Below are 21,642 nucleotides of genomic sequence, written 5' to 3' on the forward strand. Positions count from 1 at the left end.
GTTAACGCCATTCACGGGAGCGCCCAGACATTAACGCCATTCACGGGAGCGCGGGCGGCCCGCCCGCCGTTCAGGCAAGGCGCCTCTATCTTCAAGTCCGTTGTTAACGTCCAGCAATTGACCACAGTGCAAGGCGACTACCGCCATGACTGTTGTCAGGCTTCCACCGCCAGTAATCGCAATGCGACGCCGGCGGCGGCGGTGCGGTTTTCTACACCCAGCTTGGTAAAGATCTGTTCCAGGTGTTTGTTGACAGTACGTGGGCTCATATTGAGGATTTCAGCGGCTTCGCGGTTGGCTTTGCCGTTGGCAATCCAGTACAGCACTTCGGATTCCCGTTCGGTAAGGTTCAGGTGTTCCCGCAACATGGCGGCACCGGTCGGGCGTTGTCCGTCGACCAGCTTCAGCAGCATTTCGCCGTTGCCTTGTTCGTTGACCAGTTTGGCAGCCAGCGGATAACCAAGGCCGTCCAGACGCAGGCTGTTGCCGGGTTCAGGGTGATGTTCCAGCCAGCGGGCAATCTGTGGTGCCAGCAGGGATTTCTGGCTGAGGTCGTCAACTCGGGCGCGTGCCAGCAAGGCGTAGGTTTGTGGTGTGGCCCAGCGTAATTCCCCCTGGGTCGATACTGTCATCAGGTGTTGGCCGGTGCTGTCGAGAGCCGACTGGGCGCTACTGGTCAAACGAGCGTTAGACAGATGTACCCGCATCCGCGCCAGTAATTCATCGGGGTTGATGGGTTTGGTGAGATAGTCGACACCACCGGCTTCCAGCCCTCGTACAATGTCGCTGGTATCGGTCAGGCCGGTCATGAAGATCACCGGAATCGACGCCAGCGCCGGGTCGGTTTTGAGCAGCCGACAGGCTTCAAAACCGTCCATATTCGGCATGATGGCATCCATAAGGATCATGTCTGGCTTCATTTTGCGGGCAATGCTCAACGCCTGGCGGCCTTCCAGCGCCACCAGTACATCGATACCGGCTCCTTCGAGGGCATCGTTGATCAGACTCAGGGAATCGGGAGAGTCATCCACCACCAGAACCATGTCCGACGGCATATCCACGCCTGCTGTTGTGCTGCTGGTTGGCTTCATGAGTCTGTGCTTCCTCCGTCGGTTTCGGCCAGCGCAATTTTCAGTAATTCTGCCAGTTCCTGCAGCTGAAATCCGTCGGCCAGTTGTTGCAAACAGGCCAATTGACGGGCCGTTAATGCCGGTGATGTTTTCAGGCTTTGCAACTCTTGCACCACCCCTTTGCGATAGCCCATTTCGGCATAGGCTTGCAGCTCCCGCAGTTGCGGATGGGGTTGCAGCACCCCAAACGAGGCGGCGTCATGAATCCCGACCGGCGGTGCCTGGGGTTCCTGCAGCAAGCCGGTCGTGGGCAGGCTGACGGTTGCTGCCGCCGGACCGGGGCCATGCTGCCAGGTCCAGGATAAATCCAGCACTGTGCCAATGGTGTTTAACAAGCGGCTGTTGCTCACCGGTTTCACCAGATAATCGTTATAAATCGCGCGGTCGTATTCGCTGCGGTCTCCTTCCTGGGCATCGGCAGAGAGCATCACAATCGGTACCGAGATGCCACGTGTACGCAACCGATGAGCAACTTCAAGGCCGGTGATGCCCGGCATGGAAACGTCCATCAGGAACAAGTCCGGCCCCCGTTCTCCGGCCTGTTCCAGTTCGTCCAGCATGGCCAGGCAGTGCTCTCCATCGTGGGCTTCGAGTGTCAAAAAGCCGAGCGGTACCAGTACGTCGGCCAACAATCCCCGTACGACCGGGTCATCATCCACCAGCAGTATGGTGCGTTGGAAACCTTCATAACCAATGATGCGTTTGTGCTCCAGCAATTCGGCCTGTTGCCGTTGCTGGTCGGAATGCAGGTTCACCCAGGGCAGCATCAGTGCCACGGTAAAGCAGCTCCCCTGGCCGGGGGTGCTGTCGACCTTGAGGTCGCCGCCCATGATCTCGGTCAGCAGCTTGACGATCGTCAGCCCCAACCCGGTACCCGGCAAGTTGGCGGTGGCGCGATTGCGTACCCGTTCAAAGGGGTCAAAAATCCGCTCTAGCGACTCGTCGTCGATTCCGGGGCCGGTATCCCGGATGCGGAACTCGGCCACCTGGTTGCGGTATCGAATATCAAAGTCGACGCGGCCACAGACGGTGTATTTGACGGCATTGGAAAGCAGGTTGATCAGAATCTGGCGCAGGCGCTTTTCATCCGTCATGGTCCATTGCGGCAGGGTTCCTTTTACGCTGACATGGAACTGCACGCCTTTCTGTTCTGCCTGCATGGCAAACATGGCGTTCAGCTGTTCCAGCAATACCGGTAATTCCACACGGGAGCGGTACAGATCCAGCTTGCCAGCTTCAATCCGGGAAATATCCAGCAAGCCGTCAATCAGGTCGGTCAGGTACTGGCCGCTGCGCTGGATAATCGCCAGGCCGTTCTTGTGCCCCGGTGGCGTATCGTCCTTGTTGGTTAATAACTGGGCGTAACCAATCACCGCTTGCAACGGCGTGCGTAATTCGTGGCTGATACCAGTCAGGTAGCGGCTTTTCGCCGCGTTGGCCGACTCTGCCAGTTCCTTGGCTTGCTGTAATGCCAGGTCGGTTTCCTGGTGCGCCTCAATCTCGGTGATCAGTTTGCGTGTCTGGCGGTTGGACTCTTTCTGTGCCACCAAACGGCTTTCATGGGCCAGCAAAAACAGCCAGGCCAGTACCCCGGAAGCAATCATCAGAGCAAAAAACAGCGTCCACATGGTTTGTTGCAACAGCTCGACTTCTGTCGCCGTCACCGGTGCCATTTGCCGGTAGACCACGGCCAGCAGCACGGCAATCAGCAAGTTCACAATAAACAGCAGGCTGACAAAATGACCCAGGCGGGAATTCACCACCCGCACCACCCGGGGCGGTACAAACTTGGACAAAAAATAAGCCAGCTGACGGGTTACATGCGCGTGCGGCTTGCAGATATCCATACAGCGCACATCCAGCGTGCAGCAGAGTGAACAGATCGGCAGGCCATAGGCCGGGCAGAAACTCATGTCTTCCTGCTCAAAATGATTTTCACACACGCCGCACTGGATCGTCGGCACATGCTGATGCCGCACATCCTCCGGCAAGCGCGACAAATCGGTCGGGGCAATATCCGTGACCAGCAGATCCAGCTCCGGAGAGGTACGGGCAATGTAGTAACGGCCGCCGGTCCACCAGGCAATCAGGGGAACGGTAACAAAACAGATGCCGAGACTGACAAAGTGGCTCAAGGTCGCCGTGACTTCGCCAAATAACCCCAGATAGCTGAGCATACCGGCAGTGGTGGCCAGCAGCATTGAACCCGTCCCGACCGGGTTGATGTCGTATAAATGCGCCCGTTTGAATTCCACAATATCCGGGCTTAGCCCCAGCGGCTTGTTGATCAACAGATCGGCGGCCAGCGATCCCAGCCAGCTTACCGCCACAATCGCAAACACCCCGAGCACCGCCTCCAATGCCTGATAGATACCCAATTCCATCAGCAGCAGGGCGATGGTGACATTAAACACCAGCCACACCACCCGACCGGGGTGAGAATGCGTCAGCCGCGAGAAGAAATTCGACCAGGCAATCGATCCGGCATAGGCATTGGTGACGTTGATTTTCATCTGCGACACAATCACCATGGTCGCCGCCAGCAACAGCGCCAGCCCTTCGGAATGGGTCAGATAGAAAAACACGCGCTGATACATATGGGTCGGGTCGGTGGCCAGCTCATACGCAACCCCCTGGGTAATGGCCAGATACGCCAGAAACGATCCCAGCAGCATTTTGACAATACCGATCGATACCCAGCCTGGCCCCGCCAGCATCAACCAGAACCACCAGCGGCGCGCATTGTGTGGGGTCTTTGGGGGCATAAACCGCAGGTAATCCACCTGCTCGCCGATTTGTGGTACCAGAGCAAAAAACACCGACGCGGCCGCGCCAAATAACAGGATATTAAAACTGCCAGCCCCCACCCCGGGTATCAGGGTATCGTTCCCCGGCCCCGGTACGGTTGCGCCGGGCAATTGATCAATCGCCAGGCCATGGAAGTGCGTCCAGGCGTCCAGCTGGCCGGATTCATTCACCACCACCACCGCCAGTGCCAGACACTGCAACACCACCCAGACCAGTTGCGTGGCAGCCTGGAACCGGCTGATGGCAGAAATACCGTGGATCACAATCGGAATGACCGCCGCCGCACACAGAAAATACCCCACCGCCAGCGGCACACCGAGTAACGCCTGTAAGGCACCCGCCAGAATCACCGCCTCGATGGCAAAAAAGATAAAGGTAAACATCGCATAAATCAGCGACGTCACCGTTGACCCCAGATACCCAAATCCGGCCCCGCGGGTCAACAGATCGATATCCAGCCCGTGCTTGGCGGCGTAGTAGGTAATTGGCACACCGGTAATAAAGAACAGCAGACACACCACCAGCATGGCGTACACGGTGTTGGTAAAGCCGTAATTCAACGTCACCGCCGCGGCCAATCCTTCCAGCGCCAGAAACGCCGTGGCCCCCAACGCGGTTTGTGCAACCCGTTCGATCGACATGCGGCGGCCGCTGCGAGCGGTAAAACGCAGGGCAAAATCTTCCAGCGTCTGATCCGCTACCCAGCGGTTGTAGTGGCGTCGAACCTTGAAAATCTTTTGAGAGGCAGGCATAGGCTAGTCAAATACACAAACGGTCAGCGCGCAGCATACCCAAACCGCCGCCAGAAGACTGCAATTGCGCCACACCACAACAGGATACAACCGACGCACTGGCCAAAGGTCAGCAACCGCCATACTGTTACAGATCAGTCGATCGGCTGTTCGGGCTGCTACTATGATCTTTTTATCGCTTCCCGACCGACATGCAGGCAATGACTATGACTTCAAACCTCCCGATTTATGGACAAGCCGACGCCACTTACCAGGCAGCTGGCGGCCTGGAAGGCATCACCGCTCTGGTTGACCGCTTTTATCAACGGATGGATACCCTGCCAGCCGCCAGAATCCTCCGTGATATGCATCCCGCCGACCTGACCACCTCGCGGCAACGACTGACCTGGTTCCTGTCGGGCTGGACTGGTGGCCCCAAGCTATATGCCGAACACGTTGGTGCCATCAACATCCCCATGGCGCATGCCCACCTGCCCGCCGACGCCAGCAGCGTCCAGGCCTGGTTGACCTGTATGGATCTGGCGTTACAAGACCTCGGCTACCCGGATGATTTTCGCCATTATCTGATGCAGCAACTGGCCCGACCGGCCGAAAGCATTCGCTTGATGTGCCAATTCCACGCTGCCAAACATACGACAGGTTCGTAGAGACGTCCCAACGGAGCCGGACTGGGCCGGACAGAGTCGGCCGACCCTACGCTGATCAGGCAGATAACATCGACAGTTGTTCTTTCAGGGCACGTATTTCCTTGAAGCGTGCCTGCGCGGTGGGCAGCATGCCGGTTTCGTAAAACGTCAGGGTCGGCAAGTCGGCCGGGTTAATACCGTGAATATCGGCAAAATGCTGGATCAGGGCATCGGTATCGCGCATGAACTGACCCGGTGACAATTCAACCGTCGGAAAAGACGCCACTTCGCCGGTCAGGCGCTGCAATTCTGCCCGTTTGGTATTCAGCTGGTCTTCATCATCGGCATCCACCCGAATCACTTCGATCTCTTCCAGCAAGCCTGCTTCCGTGATAAACAGTAAAAAACGAAAGCAGTAGGGGCAGGAACTTTTTAACCAGGCTTTGGCTTTAAACTCACTTGTCATGGTGATCTCCGCAGTGCAGATTGAAAAATTGCGCCATCCTGCCAGTATCCTGCAGCGACTTCCAGCCTCGATTATCCAATACAGAAACTCCCCCGATCAGGCAAATACTGACCAGCCTGTATGCTGTACCAGTCTTTCCAGGGCCTCGGTGCCCAGCTTGCTATTGCCAACGTCATCCAGCCCCGGCGACCAGACAGCAATCGATGCATGCCCAGGGGCAACGGCCAGAATGCCGCCGCCAACGCCGCTTTTACCGGGTAATCCGACCCGGTAGGCAAATTCTCCCGAGCCATCGTAGTGGCCGCACATCATCATCAGGGAGTTGATCCGCCGCGCCCGGCGCGCCGATACCACGCGTGTTCCGGTCACCGGGTTTTCGCCATCACCGGCCAGAAACAAGCCGGATCTGGCCAGCTGCTCACACGTCATGGCAATCGAGCACTGGTGAAAATAGGTGCCCAACACATAATCAACCGGGTTTTTCATGCGTCCAAACGAAGCCATAAAGTGCGCCAGTGATGCATTGCGATCGGCGGTTTTCAGCTCGGATTCTGCCACTTTGTGGTCTATACAAATGCTTTCGTCGTCGGCAATAAAACGTACAAATTGCAGGATTTCTGCCAGCGTCTCTTTCGGCTGGTGCCCTACCATAATGGCATCCGCAATAGCGATGGCACCGGCATTGATAAACGGGTTTCTTGGCTTGCCGTTCTCATGCTCCAGCTGCACGATGGAGTTAAACGGATCACCGGATGGCTCACGTCCGACCTTGGCCCAAACTCCATCACCCAATTTGCCCAGGGCAATGGTCAGGGTAAATACCTTGGAAATGCTCTGAATCGAAAACAGCTGTTGATAGTCTCCCGAGCTGAACACCCGTCCATCCGCCAGCACCACCGAAATGGCAAACTGGTTCGGGTCGATACAAGCCAGTTGCGGAATATAATCCGCCACCTTGCCACGATCGTCACTGGCCCCAATGGTGGCAACGATGTCATCCAGTATTTCTTGCACAAATAAGCTCCACAGACGGTCTCAGGAGGGATTGTAGCCAGTTGGCAGGCGGGATGGTGATTTTCTTCCGGCAGTGATACTCGATGCATCCTGCCGTACGCACCATACATGGCGTAAATGTAAAGCCGGTTGTCTCTGACACACGATGGCTCTACCATCAAAGTGGACTGAATAATATGCCTGTTGTGCCAAAGCGTGATAGGCTTACCAGTCGCCTGACAATTAACCAGGTTGTTCCCGGGTACGCGTGTTCAATCAACACATGAGCGCAGATTACTGTGGCAATTTGTCGTACAGAACCGGTACAACGGTAGCGCAAACCGTCCGCTCAATCGAAACTGGCCAATCGACTCGGGAAGCTGAAATGAACCTCAAGCCACGTTTTCTGCTTCTTACTGCATTACTGATGCTGTTATCTGGCTTGGCCATCTGGTTTTTCAGCCAGCAAATTGCACTCAATGTGCTCAAAACCTCTGCACTCAGTCACTTCGAAACCCAGGTCAAGCTGGAAAAAGAGCGCTCGCTGCAACCCATCATCCGGGAAGTCGCTCTGGCCCGCCAGCTGTCTGATTCACAAATATTACGGCGCTGGGCCAAGGACGAACATAATGCAGAAAAAAAGCAGCAAGCCATGGCGGAGCTGGAATCCTATCGCAACAATTTTTCCGACCACAGCTACTTTGTTGCTTTGCCGGAATCCGGTAACTATTACCACAACAACGCCAGCAACGAATTCGCCAACGACCAATACCGTTACACCCTGTCTGCCGATAACCCGGACGATCGCTGGTTTTACAGCATCATCGAACAAAATCGTGATATTCATCTGAACGTTAACCCGGATATCCCTCTCAAGGTGACCAAACTCTGGATCGATGTGCTGATGCGCGACGGCGACAAGATTATTGGTGTCGTCGGTACCGGTCTTGACCTCACCACGTTTATTCGCCAGTTCACCACGACGCCACAACCCGGCGTCAGTAATCTGTTTTTTGATCACGAAGGGGCCATCCAGGTATCTGAAGATATTTCCCAGATCGACTTTGCCAGCATCACCAAAGAAGCCAGCGAGCGTAAAACCATCTGGAAGCAGCTCGACAACGACAACCAGCGGGCCAGGCTGGTGAACATACTGGATACCGCCCGAGCCAGCCCCGGGCTTGTGGTCAGCACCCACGTTAGCAGCCACGGCCGAGAACATCAGGCCGGGGTTATCTATTTGCCAGAGGTGGACTGGTTTGTCATGACCCTGCTGGATCTCGATACCTTGTTGCCGCTCAGCACCTTCAACAATCTGTTTTTACTGGCGGGAGCCAGCATTTTTATCGCCCTGCTGCTGTTTAATCTGGCCCTCAATTGCTACGTTTCAAAACCACTGCGCCAGCTGGAAAACAATATTGAGCACCTGCGAGATGGCAGGCAGATACAGATAGAAGACGACGCTCCCCACTACCGGCATGGTGAAATTGGCCGTCTCATGAGCCACTTCAAGCGTATGGCCGACGAGGTACTGAAATCACAAGAACGGCTGGAGATCCGGGTTCGGCAGCGTACCGAAGAACTGGAAAGACTGACCTATACCGACCCGGTCACCGGCTTGCTCAACCGCCGCGGCATGATGGAAGAGCTGCAGCAACATATGAGGCGGCTACAGCAAGATCAAGAAACCTTTGGCGTACTCTGGCTCGATCTCGACCGTTTCAAGAACATCAATGACCAATACGGTCACGCCACAGGTGACCTGGCGCTGAAAACCACCGCCCAGATCATTCAGGATCATATCCGCCAGGGAGACTTTGCCTGTCGCTGGGGTGGCGATGAATTTTTGCTGCTGATCAACACCGACCAACAACTCTTGCTTGATCAGCTCGGTCTGCGTCTCTGTAGCGCAATCCAGCAATACGAACTGCTCAGTGAGCTGAAAGAAGTGCTGCCCCTCACCATCAGCGCTGGCAGCAGCCTGGCAACCCCAGGACGAACACTCACCGATATATTGGCCACTGCCGACCAGGCTCTATACGAAGCCAAATCCAGCGGCCGCCACCGCTATTGCCCCGGGCTGATCCCCTCATCAACACACGACTGACCTGGCCCGGCGAGCGTCATCATGACGCTCCACCCCAACATCGTTATTACCCGGCTGCACTGAATAAATTGTTCGCCAAAGGCCCATCTATCGGGCATCAGGAATCTGTCACTATAGCCACTAAGACACACACCGTTCCGGTTGACTATTCTGGAGATCCATCATGACTGACGTCATCGACTTATTAAACTGGCGCTATGCCACCAAAAAAATGAACCCAACCCAAGCCGTCCCGGAAGACAAGGTCGAACGCATACTGGAAGCCATTCGCCTGACCGCTACCTCCAGTGGCTTGCAGCCTTATGAAGTGCTGGTTGTCACCAACCCCGACATTCGACAGCAAATCCAGGCCATCGCCTGGAATCAGGCACAAATTACCGACTGCTCACACCTGCTGGTTTTTGCCGCCTGGGACAACTACACCCCAGAACGCATCAACATGATGTTCGACCTCACCAATGAAGAGCGTGCCATCACCAATGAAGGCTGGGAACGTTATCGGCAAATGCTGTTACAGATGTACCCTGCCCGTGATGCGGAAGACAATTTCCAGCATGCCGCCCGTCAGGCCTACATCGGCCTCGGCAGTGCCTTGATTGCCGCAGCGGCAGAAGAAGTGGATTGCACGCCGATGGAAGGTTTTACCCCGGACGACCTCGACACTATCCTCAACCTGCGGGAACGCGGCCTGCGCAGTGTGTTACTGCTGCCGCTGGGTTATCGGGCCGAAGAAGGCGACTGGCTGGTCGATTTGAAAAAAGTACGCCGCCCAAAAGAACAGTTTATTACCGAAGTTAAATAGCCCGATAACGAATGTCCAGGCTTTTGGGTACAGAGATAACGGTTACACACCGTTATCTTGCTTGTTTCAATAACGCACTCATCACATTCTGATCTACCTGAATCAATCCTCGCTTGGGCCGGTCAAGATCAATAATGGTGAACACAATCAGCGTAATCAACAAAGATACCAGCACAATAGGCACCACCATGCGCTTGCCACTCAAACCGGCTGAATACCCCATAATGCTGCCGCTGGCGATAAAGACCACGAACAACAGCAGTAAAATGCTCTCCGGCACATGCAATTGCAGCAGTGCGTTCCGTTTGCCCTGGGCATCGATCATCGCATTCAGGGATTGCAAGAATGAGCCGGTTGTCACCGGTCTGGGGTCTGTTTCCGTTGCTGCCAGGGTAATCCCCCATAGCTGATTCTGTAACGCCACGATTTGGCGCTGGTAATCGCTACGCACATCGATACGAGTAAGATCAACCTGCCCCATCTCTACCCGCAAACGAATATAGTCCCGTAATGTATTATCGGCTTTGGTTTGGTACTCGCCGGGTAACAACTGCGCCCGCAACATCGCGGTTCCCATGGTATTGGCTTCATCAATCAACGCCATGGTGCGGTTATCGTAGCGCTGCATCGCCATGCTGAAGGTAAAACCCAGCAGCAAAGCCAATAAACCCAGAATACTGGCCTGGATAGAACCGGTCAGGGTTTTGACTTCATCATCAGTACGGGACTGTACATAACGACCAGAAACAAAACCGACTTCGTTAAAAACAATAATCACCAGAAACAACACAACGGCGATTAATACGCTGCTATAGCCATATAAAAATTCATTATCTACCATAACAACGACTCATCTACCCAGGTTGACCCAAAAAACCGCCATTATTCCGATTGAGGATATACCGGCAAGGTGCTGTTAATATCATACCATTCGGCTTTTTCTGATACCCAGATATGACACTTTTCATCCACTCCCGGGTGATCGTCCAAAGAACCAAGACGTAACACCAGGTGTTTGGTGTTGTCTCGCTTGGCATAAATCTGACAACCACAGCGTGAACAAAAATAGCGCTGCTTGCCAGGTGATGATTCATACGCCGTCAACGATTCACGCCCCGACACCACAAAATCCGCATCGGCAACCGCCGCTACACTGGAAAAAGCCGCCGCATGTGCCTTGCGGCATGTAACACAATGACAATGAACGATATCCCCGACCTTGCCAGTAATGGTGTACGTTACTGCGCCACAAAGGCAGCTCCCTGTGATCATTACGATTCCTTCTGTTGATTGATCAGAGACGCCCCACAACACCCCGGCAACATGCCGGAGATGGGGACAAGATAAGGCAGGCGCCAGCCTTGTGATGTGAGCGTAAAAAGACCCGTCAAAGCCAAAAACGAGGTTAGTCATCATTGACCAACCATCGTTAGCTACAACCAACGGCTCGCCCTGTCGACGCCCTTCATCAGTCTTTTATACCGGCTTCAGGTCAGCCTGGCACAACATTAATGATATCCACATCCACTTCCGGTGACTCAAGAAAATCTTTTTCCACCTCACCAATAAGCTCAACCTGAGTTTTTTCATTCACCGTTTGGCCACGAAAATCTTCAGCATCAATTTCTACCCGAATATCGCCGCTACCGTCAGAAAACAGATATTTCTCTGAGCTGACTTGTTTGATCAAATAACCACGTAATATAACGCGTTGATCATCCGATGCATGTTTAAATATGTCTGCGACCGATGAAACAGACTGCTGAGCCGAAGGGCCAACATATTGAGCGTGCACCCATTGGCTCGTCCCCAATAAAGTTACACTGGCCAATGCAAGCGTTTTCAATTTCAATCCTGGCATAATAATCTCCTTTAAAATCACATCATGTACCAAATATGAATCCATGTACCTGCCCGGATTCAACGACCCTGGATAAACAAGCTGACAGCCATGGTGCCTTTTATTGCGCAGTCCTTGTCCTGTAACCGTTTATACCCCAAGGTAATAAACGCCAACCCGCAGGTAGGGAAGCTATTTTCTACTGCTGCCATGGTCACGACAACGTAGTGACCATGATCTTTACATTTTCAAGACAAAAGCAACGAAGAAAATCTACCGATAGAAGCTTGGGTGATGCAAAGTGTCGTTGAAGACACCGCCAGAAATCCTGTGTTATTAGCGTACAGCAAGGCTCGACAGGTGGCAGCCCCCATACAACCTGGCCAATAAAAAACCCGCGCTGATTATTCAGCGCGGGTTTTTTATCAAGCGTGGTAGCCGGAGGCTAATGGAGGTTATTTACCTGACGGGTAGCAGCAGCGCATTACTGCGCCGCCGCCCCCTAAGAACCGGACTTGCGAGTTTCCCCGCATCCGGCTCAAGCCTCTATAAGTCAGTACCGAAGTACAGACCGGCTACTCACTTAGCTTTACAAGAGTTACACTGCTCCCTCCCTGATGGCCTTGTACTAGTTTTAACCCAATCAGGGTTACTAGATGAGTAGTAATTCAAATGACAGCTAAGCTCCCAGTGATAGGTATCACTAGATTTCTTGTAGTAGTACGGCGATGACGGTGAAGACATGAAATTACTCCATATGATAGTTGAATTGCCATCTGTGCTAAGCAATACAGCAAATAGAGCATGCACAGGTAATTCATTGTGGCATTAAGAGCACATTTCAAGCCTCTCCATTAACTTTTGTCCACTACAGTCCACCACATGCAACTGCCGATGGCAATTGGGATGTAACAGCACCAGATTTTCCAGCTTGTCACTTCCGCCCTTGTGCCGTTCGAGTACGTGATGAATATTCCACCCCGTTTCGGACGTTATAAACTGCTTGCACATAGGACAGCGCTTGAGCTGTCGAACCCACAAGGAAATCAGCTTTTTCCTGCCTGCAACGGAATGCTTCCAGACGTACTCCAAACGTTGTTCAAAGTAGCTTTCGTATTCCGGCGCATAGGGATTAGCCTCTGCCTTGATCTTTCGGTGCCGCTGGATTTTTGTATCTGTGCTTTTGATCAGGCGGGTAGCCCCATCATCCACATAGACGGCCTGAAAGACCCAATCTACTCCATCAACGCGGTGAAAATACCGTCTTTTCACCCATCGTTTGGAGCGATTCTTGTGGCGTCGGCAAGACCAGCGCCACAGGAGTTTCCATATTCGATAGTCCACGTATTTGAACGTATCAACAGCCACAATGTGCTGATGATAATTCGCCCAACCCCGGATGACCGGATTGAGTTGTTTGATCAGAATACCTTGTTCAGATGTTCTGTTCTTGCGCACTATCTCTTTGAGTTTCTGAAGGTGATGACGCATGTTTTTACGACTTGGCTTGATCAGCAGTTTGTCGTTGTACTTGCGCACGTTTTGCCCCAGAAAATCAAAACCATCTTTTATGTGTGTTACTACCGTCTTTTCAGGCGATAGCTGCAAACCTCGCTCAGCCATAAAGGCTTCAACCAGAGGTTGAACTTCCTCGACTAACAGCTCTTTCGAGATACCAGTGATGACGAAGTCGTCTGCATAACGCACGTAATTGACCTTGGTCTTGTAGCTGGCTTTGGTGTTCTTTTGCCCAAAGCGGGCCAGTAACACGTCTTCCAGTCCATCAAGCGCCATATTGGCCAAAACCGGAGAGATAATCCCCCCTTGCGGAGTTCCTGCCTCGGTTCGGTAAAGGTGGTTGGATTCCATAAATCCAGCTTTCAGCCATTTTCTGAGTACAGTTTTATCCAACGGAATGTTGGCCAGTAACCAGTCATGGCTGATGTTGTCAAAACAACCTTGAATATCGCCTTCAAGCACCCATTGGGCCGAGTGTTTGCGACTGAGATTGACGAACAATTGCTCAATTGCATCGGCTGTAGAGCGCATGGGGCGAAACCCATAGCTGTTGCGATCTGCTGTTGTTTCCGACACGGGTTCGAGCGCCAGCAGGTATAACGCCTGCATTGCTCTGTCCAGCATCGTTGGAATCCCCAAAGGACGACGTTTGCCGTTGGCTTTGGGAATGTAAACACGCCGCAACGGCTTGGGTTTATACCCTTGTCGTTGCAGTCGGCTGATCGCTTGCCATTTTGTATTCGGTGTACTCCAGGATTCACCGTCTACGCCGGGTGTATTCTTACCCCGGTTTTCTGTTACCCGCTTCACTGCCAACGCTCTGGCAGAGAAAGATCGGGTCAGCAGTCGCTGCAAGGCTTTCACCTTGCGCCATTGCTTTGCTTGAGTTGCCTTCGCGATTCGTACCTGTAGCTCTCGAACCGTTTGGTGAGCCAGCTGCCAATTGATGGCATGCCAGTTCTCCGCCCAGTCGGAGAACGCAGGTGTTTCGTTCAGATTGAGCGATTCACTCATCTTGCTGCTCTCCTTATTCCTGTTACCAGACGGAGAGCACACTGCTCCCTGACGGGAGAGGTACTTCCCGTCAGGGGTGAAGGTCATTGCCGAAGCTCAGACCTGTTTCAGTTGATTGCTTTACACATTTTCACGCGATCAGAGACCAGTTGGACGTGGGCAACCGTTTCCGGCGGAGGAACCTTTAACCCCCTATCCAGACCATTACAGCCTGGCATTCGCTTTTTCCAACCTCCCAATCCCGCACCTCCAACAGCTTCCCTTACGGTCAGCCTGCCACATTCGTGGCGGAGATATGGGGTTTCCGAGTTCCGTTTTCTGCAACACGAGCTACTTAGGTTCTGCCAATACACCGAGGGTTCAATGACAACGTACTCCCAGATGTAAGAGGAGTAACCAACCCTGTACCTTTTGGTCAAAGCGAACAGTCACTTGCGCTTTATGCGGCTGACGGTGCTTGTTAGCAGTTCACGTGTGTTAACCATATAGCTCAGCCTAGCCTCTCATCCGCCTGTGACTGGCAGAATCCATGTAAGCCACCTCACGGTGGAACATGCCGCGAGGGGAGTACATTGTCAGGAAGCTTCACACCCCACCGTTACCAGTGACGCACTATCCCTAGGCTACAAAAAGTTGCATTTTTGGTTTCTCTCTAACGACACTACAGGACAAGTCCTCTTAAGGAGTGTGTTAGCGAAACAATTGCAGAAAACAGCTTCACACCGGCAGGCGCTTAGCTATTCAAAGACACGACGATTCCCACTTCATGACGACCAATAAATCAGTCGCTTCAGTGTGCGCCGTTGTTGATAGGCACAGACATGCCCGATGTTTGATTCCTCAATCAAGAGGATATCCGACATTCGGGACAAGCCCGAATGTCGGGTACATTGTTTTGCTATTTTTCGCTGGTTAATGAGCACCAACTTCGTCTGAAGTCGGCACTCACTGGGCTTGGAGTAATCCCAGCCAGGCTAGCTACCTGCGCGACTCTCGTCGCATCACATCATGCCGCCCATGCCTCCCATTCCGCCCATGCCGCCCATATCAGGCATTGCTGGAGTTTCTTTAGGGATCTCGGCAACCATGGCTTCAGTGGTGATCATCAGGCCAGCAACAGAGGCTGCTGCTTGCAGGGATGAACGAGTCACTTTGGCAGGGTCAAGGATACCCAGGTCGATCATGTCGCCGTATTCGCCAGAGGCGGCGTTAAAGCCAAATGCTCCTTCGCCAGCTTTGACTTTGTCGACCACTACGGAACCTTCGGCACCGGCGTTGGCAGCGATTTGACGGATAGGTGCTTCCATCGCACGCAGGGCCAGGGCAATACCGACGTTTTGGTCTTCGTTGTCACCCACGACGGTTACGTTGCTCAGGGCACGTACCAGGGCAACACCACCACCAGCAACCACGCCTTCTTCTACCGCAGCACGGGTAGCGTTCAGGGCGTCGTCAACGCGGTCTTTTTTCTCTTTCATTTCAACTTCAGAACCGGCACCCACTTTGATCACGGCGACGCCGCCGGCCAGTTTGGCAACACGTTCCTGCAGTTTTTCTTTGTCGTAGTCAGAAGTGGATGCGGCCATTTCGGCACGGATCTGTTCAACACGGGCAGAGACTTCGGTGCCAGAACCAGCGCCATCAACCACCACGGTGTTTTCTTTGCTGATAACCACTTTCTTAGCGGTACCCAGCATTTCAATGCCGACGGTTTCCAGTGACATGCCCACTTCTTCGCTGATCACTTGACCACCGGTCAGGATGGCGATGTCTTGCAGCATGGCTTTACGACGATCGCCGAAGCCTGGAGCTTTAACCGCAGCCACTTTGAATGTGCCACGCAGGTTGTTGACAACCAGTGTTGCCAGCGCTTGTCCTTCTACGTCTTCTGCCACGATCAGCAGTGGACGGCCGGACTTGGCAACGTTTTCCAGTACTGGAATCAGCTCTTGCAGGTTGTCGACTTTTTTGTCAACCAGCAGGATCAGTGGGTTTTCCAGTTCGGCGGTCATTTTTTCCTGGTTGTTGACGAAGTAAGGTGACAGGTAGCCACGGTCAAACTGCATACCTTCAACAACTTCCAGCTCGTCTTCGAAGCCTTTGCCTTCTTCAACGGTGATAACGCCTTCTTTGCCTACTTTTGCCATGGCTTCTGCAATCAGAGTACCAACCGTGGAATCTGAGTTGGCAGAGATGGTGCCGACCTGGGCAATGGCTTTGCTGTCTTCACATGGTTTGGCCTGGGCTTTCAGCTGTTCAACAACGGCAGAGGTTGCCTTGTCTATACCGCGTTTCAGGTCCATTGGGTTCATGCCTGCAGCGACGGCTTTCAGGCCTTCGTTGACAATGGCTTGTGCCAGTACTGTTGCAGTGGTGGTGCCGTCACCGGCTTTGTCGTTGGTCTGGGAAGCAACTTCCTTGACCATTTGTGCGCCCATGTTTTCGAACTTGTCTTCCAGTTCGATTTCACGTGCAACCGAGACACCATCTTTGGTGATGGTGGGTGCGCCAAATGATTTTTCCAGTACAACGTTGCGGCCTTTGGGACCCAGAGTCACTTTGACGGCGTTTGCCAGGACGTTAACGCCTGCCAGCATTTTTTGACGAGCATCGTTGCCAAATTTAACTTCTTTAGCGGACATAATGTTTTTTCCTCAAAATTTATTCAGTTACAAACGGGGATCAACAGGAAGCGTGAATCAGGCTTCCAATACGCCGTAGATGTCGCTTTCATTCAGAATCAGCAGTTCTTCACCATCGATGTCGATGGTGTTGGAACCGGAGTACTTGCCGAAGACCACGGTGTCGCCCACTGCAACTGCCAGAGCCTGTACATCACCATTGGTCAAAACGCGACCCGTACCAACAGCAACCACTTCTCCTTGATTCGGTTTTTCAGCAACAGAACCTGGAAGCAAGATACCGCCAGCGGTGGTTTGCTCTTCTTCCTTGCGACGAACAACAACACGATCGTGTAAAGGACGGATTTTCATTTGAGGTTATCTCCAATGTATAAAGCAATGTTTGCGGTGTGCGGGGCAGATGGTGTCATACACCCGCCCCAAATCTGTGTGTTTCGATAATTGGGACGCTGCGATGGTTTTCAACACCCGATGTGAAAAAAAATTGCATTTGGTGCTATTTGAACCCTGCACCACTCAGTCTTCGCGGCGATATTCACCTTCGATCACATCCGGACGGTGGCGATGCGGCTCGGGTCGGTCTGCAAACGGCGATGGGCGCTCTCCCATTGGCCGACTGGCAAAGCCACCACTTTCCATGACGACCCGTGGCTTGATCAGTTTGAGCACATGGCTGACCAATGCCAGGCGGGTGGCCGGTACCAGCAAGGCACAGCCAACAGCATCGGTCAGGAAACCGGGGGTCAGCAATAAGGCACCGGCCAGGGCCAGCAAAAATCCTTCTGCCAGCTCACGCGCTGGCAAGGTACCTTCCTGCATTTTCTGGCTGGCACGCATCAGTACATCCATGCCCTGTTTTTTAAGGATGTTGACACCAATAATGGCGGTCAAAAAGATGATCACCAGCGTCCAGATAACACCGATATAACCACCCACCTTGATTAAAACGGCCAGTTCCAACAGTGGTACTACGATAAACAATACTAAAAACGGCACAATTGCCTCCTGGTCTGTACTTTATATTCTGTAGGGTTGGATACTCCCACGCCCAAAAATTCCACCCAATCGGATACGCAGAAGGCAACCAGAGCGCCTCGTTCTATGGTTAATCGGGGCGTAGTGGGTAAAAAGCAAGGGCTGGCAAGCAACGGATTACAATCCAGTGTAACCACTGTGACTACTCGTGGTGGTGAAAGCCGATCCAGCGTTGAATCTGCCGGCATTATTGCAGCATGAGGCATGGCTAACATTGATTGCAGTTTTAGGCCGGGGTGTCCAGCTCCCTGCCATTGTGGTTACACTGTCGGCCCAAAAACTTCCATAACAGGCCGTCTCATGGTCCGTGTGCCCCGGTTTGTGGCTCCGGTCACGCCCAACGATATCCGTTTGTTTACCCTGCTTGCCAGCGTTCCAGCTGGCCGCGTCGTTACCTATGGCCAGCTGGCCGAGATGATCGGTGCACCACGGCGCGCACGCTGGGTGGGTCAGATCCTGAAGCAATTACCCCAAGACAGTAGCTTGCCCTGGCATCGGGTAATCAATGCCCAGGGGCGCATCAGTCTGTCGATGCTGGAAGGCGGCCGCAGGCAGGCCGAACGCTTACGGGCGGAAGGTGTGGTGGTGTCGGCGGAGGGACGTATCAGTTTGCGGCTGTACCGCTGGATGCCATAATCAGGTACGACATTCAGGGCCATCCGGGTAACTGCTTGTCGAATCCTTGTTGGTTGTCGCCGTCTGGTTATGGAGCCATTGTATGCTGACGTCTGTTTTGATTGGTTTTGTGCTATTGCCCTTACTGGTAACCGCGTCCATCGCGGTCGTTGCCGAGCCACCGGCGGGGGTGATTGCCTACGCTTGCGTTGATTCCCGGGCCCAGGTGCTGCTGGCATATGATAACGGCAAGGATCGTAATGGCTGGGCCGCTTTTGGTGGCCATGGTGCCAAAGGGGAAAGTATCGCGGATACGGCTGCCCGTGAGTTCCGTGAAGAAACCAGCTGTATGTTTGCAACTCCGCAGCCAGCAGATCTTGAAGGACGTGAACGCTCACGGGTTGGCCCTTTTTATACCTATGTTGCTGAGGTTGAATATGTCGACCCCGCGGCGATTGCGGCGTCTTCCTGCGGCACGATCGGCGAACGCAAGGACTGGATCTGGGTCAATCTGGAAGATCTGGTCAGCGCCTTGCGCAGTGGTGATGACGTTGCCGATGCCCAGGTGGCGACTAAATCATATCCGTTGTGGTTTGCGGGTCGCTTGTCGTTACAACAAGCGTTACGTGATGGCTTGTTACCGGAATCCAGTGCAGTGTGTCTGCCGAAATAGTCCAATCCGACAGCAGAAACCAGTCAATCCAAAGCTCTCTCGCGCCGCCGTGATGTGGTAATTTCTGGCGGCTGCCTGTTGCTCTGTTTTTATTAGCCGGATATTGTCTGCCGCGTTGCTGCCCGCGGCACACAAGCTGCCATGTCGGATGCGGATAAAGCAGCCAAACAATAACAATCAATATCCTTGTTTACCGTTCAGGCCATCGCCGCCAAGCCAGCCTGTACTCTCATTATGCTGAGGTTTTTGCATGTTGGTGCTGGCCAAGATCCTGATTACTTTTTTAAGCGTTGTATTACTGGTGCGGGTAGCCGAAAAAATGAGCCCCCGGCACGCTGGCTTGTTGGCGGGCTTTCCACTGGGAACCGGTATCGCTCTGTATTTTTTTGGCTGGCAACAAGGGGCTGATTTTGCCGCCACCAGCGCGGTATTTACCTTGTCGGGGCTAACTTCGGCCGTTTGCCTGGCTTGGGGCTATTGGCGGGTGATCCACTGGCGTTCCGGCTTGGGTTGGGTGCCGGTGGCTATTGCCGCTGGCTTGTTGTGCTTTTTTACCAGCAGCTGGTTGTTGCAGCAATTGCCGCCACATCGTGGTGTAGGGCTATTGGTGGTTGTCTTGGCAATTTTGCTGTTTCGTACTCTGTTTGGCGTCATTCACGACACGGCGCCGACACGGCACGATCCTCATATTCACGCCACCTGGTTCCATCAGCCTCTGGTGAAACTGGTATTTCGTGCCGCCATGGCGACATTGACCATCTTGCTGATTACCGGGTTGGCGGATGTGCTTGGCCCGCAGCGCGCCGGGCTGCTGGCGGCATTTCCGGTGAGTTTTTTCCCGTTGCTGCTGATTTTGCACCTAGGCCAGGGGGCAAATGTGGTGGCGCGTACCATTCGTTCTTACCCGGATGGTTTGGGCGCTCTGGTGGTCTACGCCTTGTGTGTCAGCTACAGCTATCCACTGCTCGGGCTACACTGGGGCACGGTCGTCAGCTTGCTGGCTGCGACCCTGTATCTGGTTGTTTATGGAGCAATACGACAGCGCCTGCTGCGCCCTGCCCGATAGCTGGCTCACCATGATCCGGTGCAACGCTCTGTTTGCGTTGGCACCGGACAAGCGTCAGACACATTCTTTTTCTTTGCGCTGCAGGTGGTACTTGCGCATTTTTTCAACCAGTGTGGTGCGACGAATATTCAATTTTTCTGCCGCTCTGGCAACAACGCCATTGGCATCATCCAGCGCCTGTTGGATCAGCGACGATTCCAGCTCTGACAGATATTCCCGCAGATCCAGTCCATCCTCGGGCAGCACTGCAGTACTCTCCATCGATGCCTCTGCTTGAGCCGGGTCGGTATCGGCGGTTGTGGCCAGGGATGCCACTTCTTCGTCATCCAGATGGCGGAGTTTTTTCGGCAGTTCGTTTACCCCGATCACACCATATGGAAAAAGAATCGCCAGCCGCTCGACCAGGTTGGCCAGCTCCCGGACGTTGCCGTGCCATTCATGGCGGCACAACGACATAATGGCGGCGGAATTAAAACGAATGGATCCTCGCTTTTCATTTTCCAACCGTACAATCAGCTCATTCAGCAACAGCGGTAAGTCTTCAACACGTTCACGCAAGGAAGGCATTTCAATGGGGAAGACATTCAGACGATAGTACAAGTCTTCCCGAAAATCGCCTTCTTCGATCATGTGTTCGAGGTTTTTGTGAGTGGCGGCAATAATACGAACGTTGGTTTCCAGGGTTTTATTGCTGCCAACCCGCTCGTAAGTGTGTTCTTGCAAGACCCTCAGCATTTTGACTTGCATGCTCAGCGGCATATCGCCGATTTCATCGAGAAACAGGGTGCCGCCTTCGGCCATTTCAAAGCGCCCGATCCGGTTGGCAATGGCTCCGGTAAAGGAGCCTTTTTCATGGCCAAACAATTCGCTTTCCAATAATTCAGCCGGAATGGCACCACAGTTAACCGGCACAAATGGCTTGTTACGTCGGCTGGAATGGTAGTGCAGGTTACGGGCTACGACTTCTTTGCCGGTACCGGATTCTCCCAGAATCAACACGCTGACGTCTTTATCGGCCACTTGCATAATCAGCTCACGGACCTGCTGAATCGAGCGACTGGTTCCCACCAGACTACGGAACAGCTGGATATCACGGCGTTCTCGGCGGCCTTCTTCCTGGGAATATTGTTCACGGTACAGCTGGCAGCGGTGCAGGCTGTCGAGCAGGCTGTTGTAGCTGGGTGGCGATTCTACGGTGGCAATCACGGAACGGCGCACGGCATCCGGCAGGCTGTCCAGGCCATGATCTCGGCCAAGGCACAGAATTGGCGCGGCCTTGTCCCACTGATGCACGGCGGTTATAACGGTACGAAACAGCCCCTGGCTATCGTCCCCGATCAGCACAGCCGATATACGATGACTGTCGTCGGTGCGTTGCGTGACTTCTTGTTGCCAATGCTGGCTATCACTGACAATGACTTCTTCTCCAAGAAAGTCCAGAATCACCCGCATGTCATGACGACGCTGTTGATCATCGTCGATAAGCAGGATTTTTATATCTCTCCACATACGCAATCTTCCTTTATGTCAGGCATTGCCCCATTCTACTGCTGCT

At 53.5% G+C, this 21,642-nt stretch carries 18 protein-coding genes; 6 read left to right on the plus strand and 12 right to left on the minus strand.

The features are described 5' to 3' along the window. Positions 1 to 155 precede the first annotated feature (155 nt). Positions 156 to 1,091, minus strand: a complete 936-nt coding sequence (locus Q8W22_RS12345) for a response regulator transcription factor (RefSeq protein WP_303434863.1) — start codon at positions 1,089 to 1,091, stop codon at positions 156 to 158. Beyond that, the gene (locus tag Q8W22_RS12350; protein WP_305414955.1) at positions 1,088 to 4,690 is read right to left on the minus strand and encodes an ATP-binding protein; all 3,603 of its coding nucleotides are present in this window, start codon (positions 4,688 to 4,690) and stop codon (positions 1,088 to 1,090) included. The genes Q8W22_RS12345 and Q8W22_RS12350 overlap by 4 nt, the downstream gene beginning before the upstream one ends. A 206-nt stretch (positions 4,691 to 4,896) precedes the next feature. Between Q8W22_RS12350 and Q8W22_RS12355 the strand changes: the two genes are divergently transcribed. After that, positions 4,897 to 5,337 (plus strand): group II truncated hemoglobin, encoded by a 441-nt coding sequence (locus Q8W22_RS12355; RefSeq protein ID WP_305452503.1) that lies wholly within the window; start codon positions 4,897 to 4,899, stop codon positions 5,335 to 5,337. 55 nt (positions 5,338 to 5,392) lie between these two features. Here the strand turns inward: Q8W22_RS12355 and Q8W22_RS12360 are convergent, their stop codons facing one another. After that, complete coding sequence (locus tag Q8W22_RS12360) at positions 5,393 to 5,782, minus strand: hypothetical protein (RefSeq protein WP_305452504.1); 390 nt, start codon at positions 5,780 to 5,782, stop codon at positions 5,393 to 5,395. Positions 5,783 to 5,878: 96 nt separating this feature from the next. Further along, complete coding sequence (locus Q8W22_RS12365) at positions 5,879 to 6,796, minus strand: glutaminase (RefSeq protein WP_305414953.1); 918 nt, start codon at positions 6,794 to 6,796, stop codon at positions 5,879 to 5,881. Positions 6,797 to 7,160: 364 nt separating this feature from the next. Here Q8W22_RS12365 and Q8W22_RS12370 point away from each other — a divergent pair, with 364 nt between their 5' ends. Together Q8W22_RS12370 and Q8W22_RS12375 are read left to right on the plus strand one after the other, a co-directional pair. Beyond that, positions 7,161 to 8,882, plus strand: coding sequence for a sensor domain-containing diguanylate cyclase (locus Q8W22_RS12370; protein WP_305452505.1), 1,722 nt, complete (start codon positions 7,161 to 7,163; stop codon positions 8,880 to 8,882). A 163-nt stretch (positions 8,883 to 9,045) separates the two neighbouring features. Then, entirely contained in the window at positions 9,046 to 9,684 is a 639-nt protein-coding gene (locus Q8W22_RS12375; protein WP_303434869.1) for an NAD(P)H-dependent oxidoreductase, read from the plus strand. Positions 9,685 to 9,736: 52 nt separating this feature from the next. Here Q8W22_RS12375 and Q8W22_RS12380 read toward each other — a convergent pair whose 3' ends face one another. From Q8W22_RS12380 to Q8W22_RS12410, 7 genes are all read right to left on the minus strand, one after another. After that, positions 9,737 to 10,525 (minus strand): hypothetical protein, encoded by a 789-nt coding sequence (locus Q8W22_RS12380; protein ID WP_305452507.1) that lies wholly within the window; start codon positions 10,523 to 10,525, stop codon positions 9,737 to 9,739. A gap of 41 nt (positions 10,526 to 10,566) precedes the next feature. Then, positions 10,567 to 10,956 carry a GFA family protein gene (locus Q8W22_RS12385; protein ID WP_305414949.1) on the minus strand — a complete coding sequence of 130 codons (390 nt, stop codon included), beginning with the start codon at positions 10,954 to 10,956 and terminating at the stop codon, positions 10,567 to 10,569. Between the two features lie 220 nt (positions 10,957 to 11,176). After that, the gene (locus tag Q8W22_RS12390) at positions 11,177 to 11,545 is read right to left on the minus strand and encodes a NirD/YgiW/YdeI family stress tolerance protein (protein WP_303434758.1); all 369 of its coding nucleotides are present in this window, start codon (positions 11,543 to 11,545) and stop codon (positions 11,177 to 11,179) included. Positions 11,546 to 12,352: 807 nt separating this feature from the next. Continuing rightward, positions 12,353 to 14,056: a group II intron reverse transcriptase/maturase gene (ltrA, locus tag Q8W22_RS12395; RefSeq protein ID WP_305452508.1), complete on the minus strand. Its 1,704-nt coding sequence runs from the start codon at positions 14,054 to 14,056 to the stop codon at positions 12,353 to 12,355. 1,001 nt (positions 14,057 to 15,057) lie between these two features. Further along, entirely contained in the window at positions 15,058 to 16,698 is a 1,641-nt protein-coding gene (gene groL / locus Q8W22_RS12400) for a chaperonin GroEL (protein WP_303434759.1), read from the minus strand. A gap of 57 nt (positions 16,699 to 16,755) precedes the next feature. Next, entirely contained in the window at positions 16,756 to 17,049 is a 294-nt protein-coding gene (locus tag Q8W22_RS12405) for a co-chaperone GroES (protein ID WP_303434760.1), read from the minus strand. Between the two features lie 165 nt (positions 17,050 to 17,214). After that, complete coding sequence (locus tag Q8W22_RS12410; protein WP_303434762.1) at positions 17,215 to 17,694, minus strand: FxsA family protein; 480 nt, start codon at positions 17,692 to 17,694, stop codon at positions 17,215 to 17,217. Between the two features lie 339 nt (positions 17,695 to 18,033). Here Q8W22_RS12410 and Q8W22_RS12415 point away from each other — a divergent pair, with 339 nt between their 5' ends. The 3 genes from Q8W22_RS12415 to Q8W22_RS12425 all read left to right on the plus strand — a co-directional run bounded on the left by Q8W22_RS12415 (position 18,034) and on the right by Q8W22_RS12425 (position 20,087). Then, positions 18,034 to 18,369, plus strand: coding sequence for an MGMT family protein (locus Q8W22_RS12415; protein ID WP_303434763.1), 336 nt, complete (start codon positions 18,034 to 18,036; stop codon positions 18,367 to 18,369). 82 nt (positions 18,370 to 18,451) lie between these two features. Beyond that, positions 18,452 to 19,021 (plus strand): NUDIX hydrolase, encoded by a 570-nt coding sequence (locus Q8W22_RS12420; RefSeq protein WP_305414947.1) that lies wholly within the window; start codon positions 18,452 to 18,454, stop codon positions 19,019 to 19,021. 250 nt (positions 19,022 to 19,271) lie between these two features. Beyond that, positions 19,272 to 20,087 carry a hypothetical protein gene (locus Q8W22_RS12425; RefSeq protein WP_303434765.1) on the plus strand — a complete coding sequence of 272 codons (816 nt, stop codon included), beginning with the start codon at positions 19,272 to 19,274 and terminating at the stop codon, positions 20,085 to 20,087. A 54-nt stretch (positions 20,088 to 20,141) separates the two neighbouring features. On the opposite strand, the gene Q8W22_RS12430 is transcribed toward Q8W22_RS12425, so the two are convergent. Then, positions 20,142 to 21,596 carry a sigma-54 dependent transcriptional regulator gene (locus tag Q8W22_RS12430; protein ID WP_303434767.1) on the minus strand — a complete coding sequence of 485 codons (1,455 nt, stop codon included), beginning with the start codon at positions 21,594 to 21,596 and terminating at the stop codon, positions 20,142 to 20,144. Between the last annotated feature and the right edge of the window lie 46 nt (positions 21,597 to 21,642).

Origin of the sequence: Oceanobacter sp. 1_MG-2023, assembly GCF_030689025.1 — a bacterium.
Lineage (GTDB): Bacteria > Pseudomonadota > Gammaproteobacteria > Pseudomonadales > Oceanobacteraceae > Oceanobacter.

Bases quoted from the DNA above. Each gene is read 5' to 3' on its own strand.
- Q8W22_RS12345 (WP_303434863.1), bottom strand. From the start codon at position 1,091: ATGAAGCCAACCAGCAGCACAACAGCAGGCGTGGATATGCCGTCGGAC.
- Q8W22_RS12385 (WP_305414949.1), bottom strand. From the start codon at position 10,956: ATGATCACAGGGAGCTGCCTTTGTGGCGCAGTAACGTACACCATTACT.
- Q8W22_RS12390 (WP_303434758.1), bottom strand. From the start codon at position 11,545: ATGCCAGGATTGAAATTGAAAACGCTTGCATTGGCCAGTGTAACTTTA.
- Q8W22_RS12415 (WP_303434763.1), top strand. From the start codon at position 18,034: ATGGTCCGTGTGCCCCGGTTTGTGGCTCCGGTCACGCCCAACGATATC.
- Q8W22_RS12380 (WP_305452507.1), bottom strand. From the start codon at position 10,525: ATGGTAGATAATGAATTTTTATATGGCTATAGCAGCGTATTAATCGCC.
- Q8W22_RS12405 (WP_303434760.1), bottom strand. From the start codon at position 17,049: ATGAAAATCCGTCCTTTACACGATCGTGTTGTTGTTCGTCGCAAGGAA.
- Q8W22_RS12350 (WP_305414955.1), bottom strand. From the start codon at position 4,690: ATGCCTGCCTCTCAAAAGATTTTCAAGGTTCGACGCCACTACAACCGC.
- Q8W22_RS12375 (WP_303434869.1), top strand. From the start codon at position 9,046: ATGACTGACGTCATCGACTTATTAAACTGGCGCTATGCCACCAAAAAA.
- Q8W22_RS12355 (WP_305452503.1), top strand. From the start codon at position 4,897: ATGACTTCAAACCTCCCGATTTATGGACAAGCCGACGCCACTTACCAG.
- Q8W22_RS12430 (WP_303434767.1), bottom strand. From the start codon at position 21,596: ATGTGGAGAGATATAAAAATCCTGCTTATCGACGATGATCAACAGCGT.
- Q8W22_RS12425 (WP_303434765.1), top strand. From the start codon at position 19,272: ATGTTGGTGCTGGCCAAGATCCTGATTACTTTTTTAAGCGTTGTATTA.
- ltrA (WP_305452508.1), bottom strand. From the start codon at position 14,056: ATGAGTGAATCGCTCAATCTGAACGAAACACCTGCGTTCTCCGACTGG.
- Q8W22_RS12420 (WP_305414947.1), top strand. From the start codon at position 18,452: ATGCTGACGTCTGTTTTGATTGGTTTTGTGCTATTGCCCTTACTGGTA.
- groL (WP_303434759.1), bottom strand. From the start codon at position 16,698: ATGTCCGCTAAAGAAGTTAAATTTGGCAACGATGCTCGTCAAAAAATG.
- Q8W22_RS12370 (WP_305452505.1), top strand. From the start codon at position 7,161: ATGAACCTCAAGCCACGTTTTCTGCTTCTTACTGCATTACTGATGCTG.
- Q8W22_RS12360 (WP_305452504.1), bottom strand. From the start codon at position 5,782: ATGACAAGTGAGTTTAAAGCCAAAGCCTGGTTAAAAAGTTCCTGCCCC.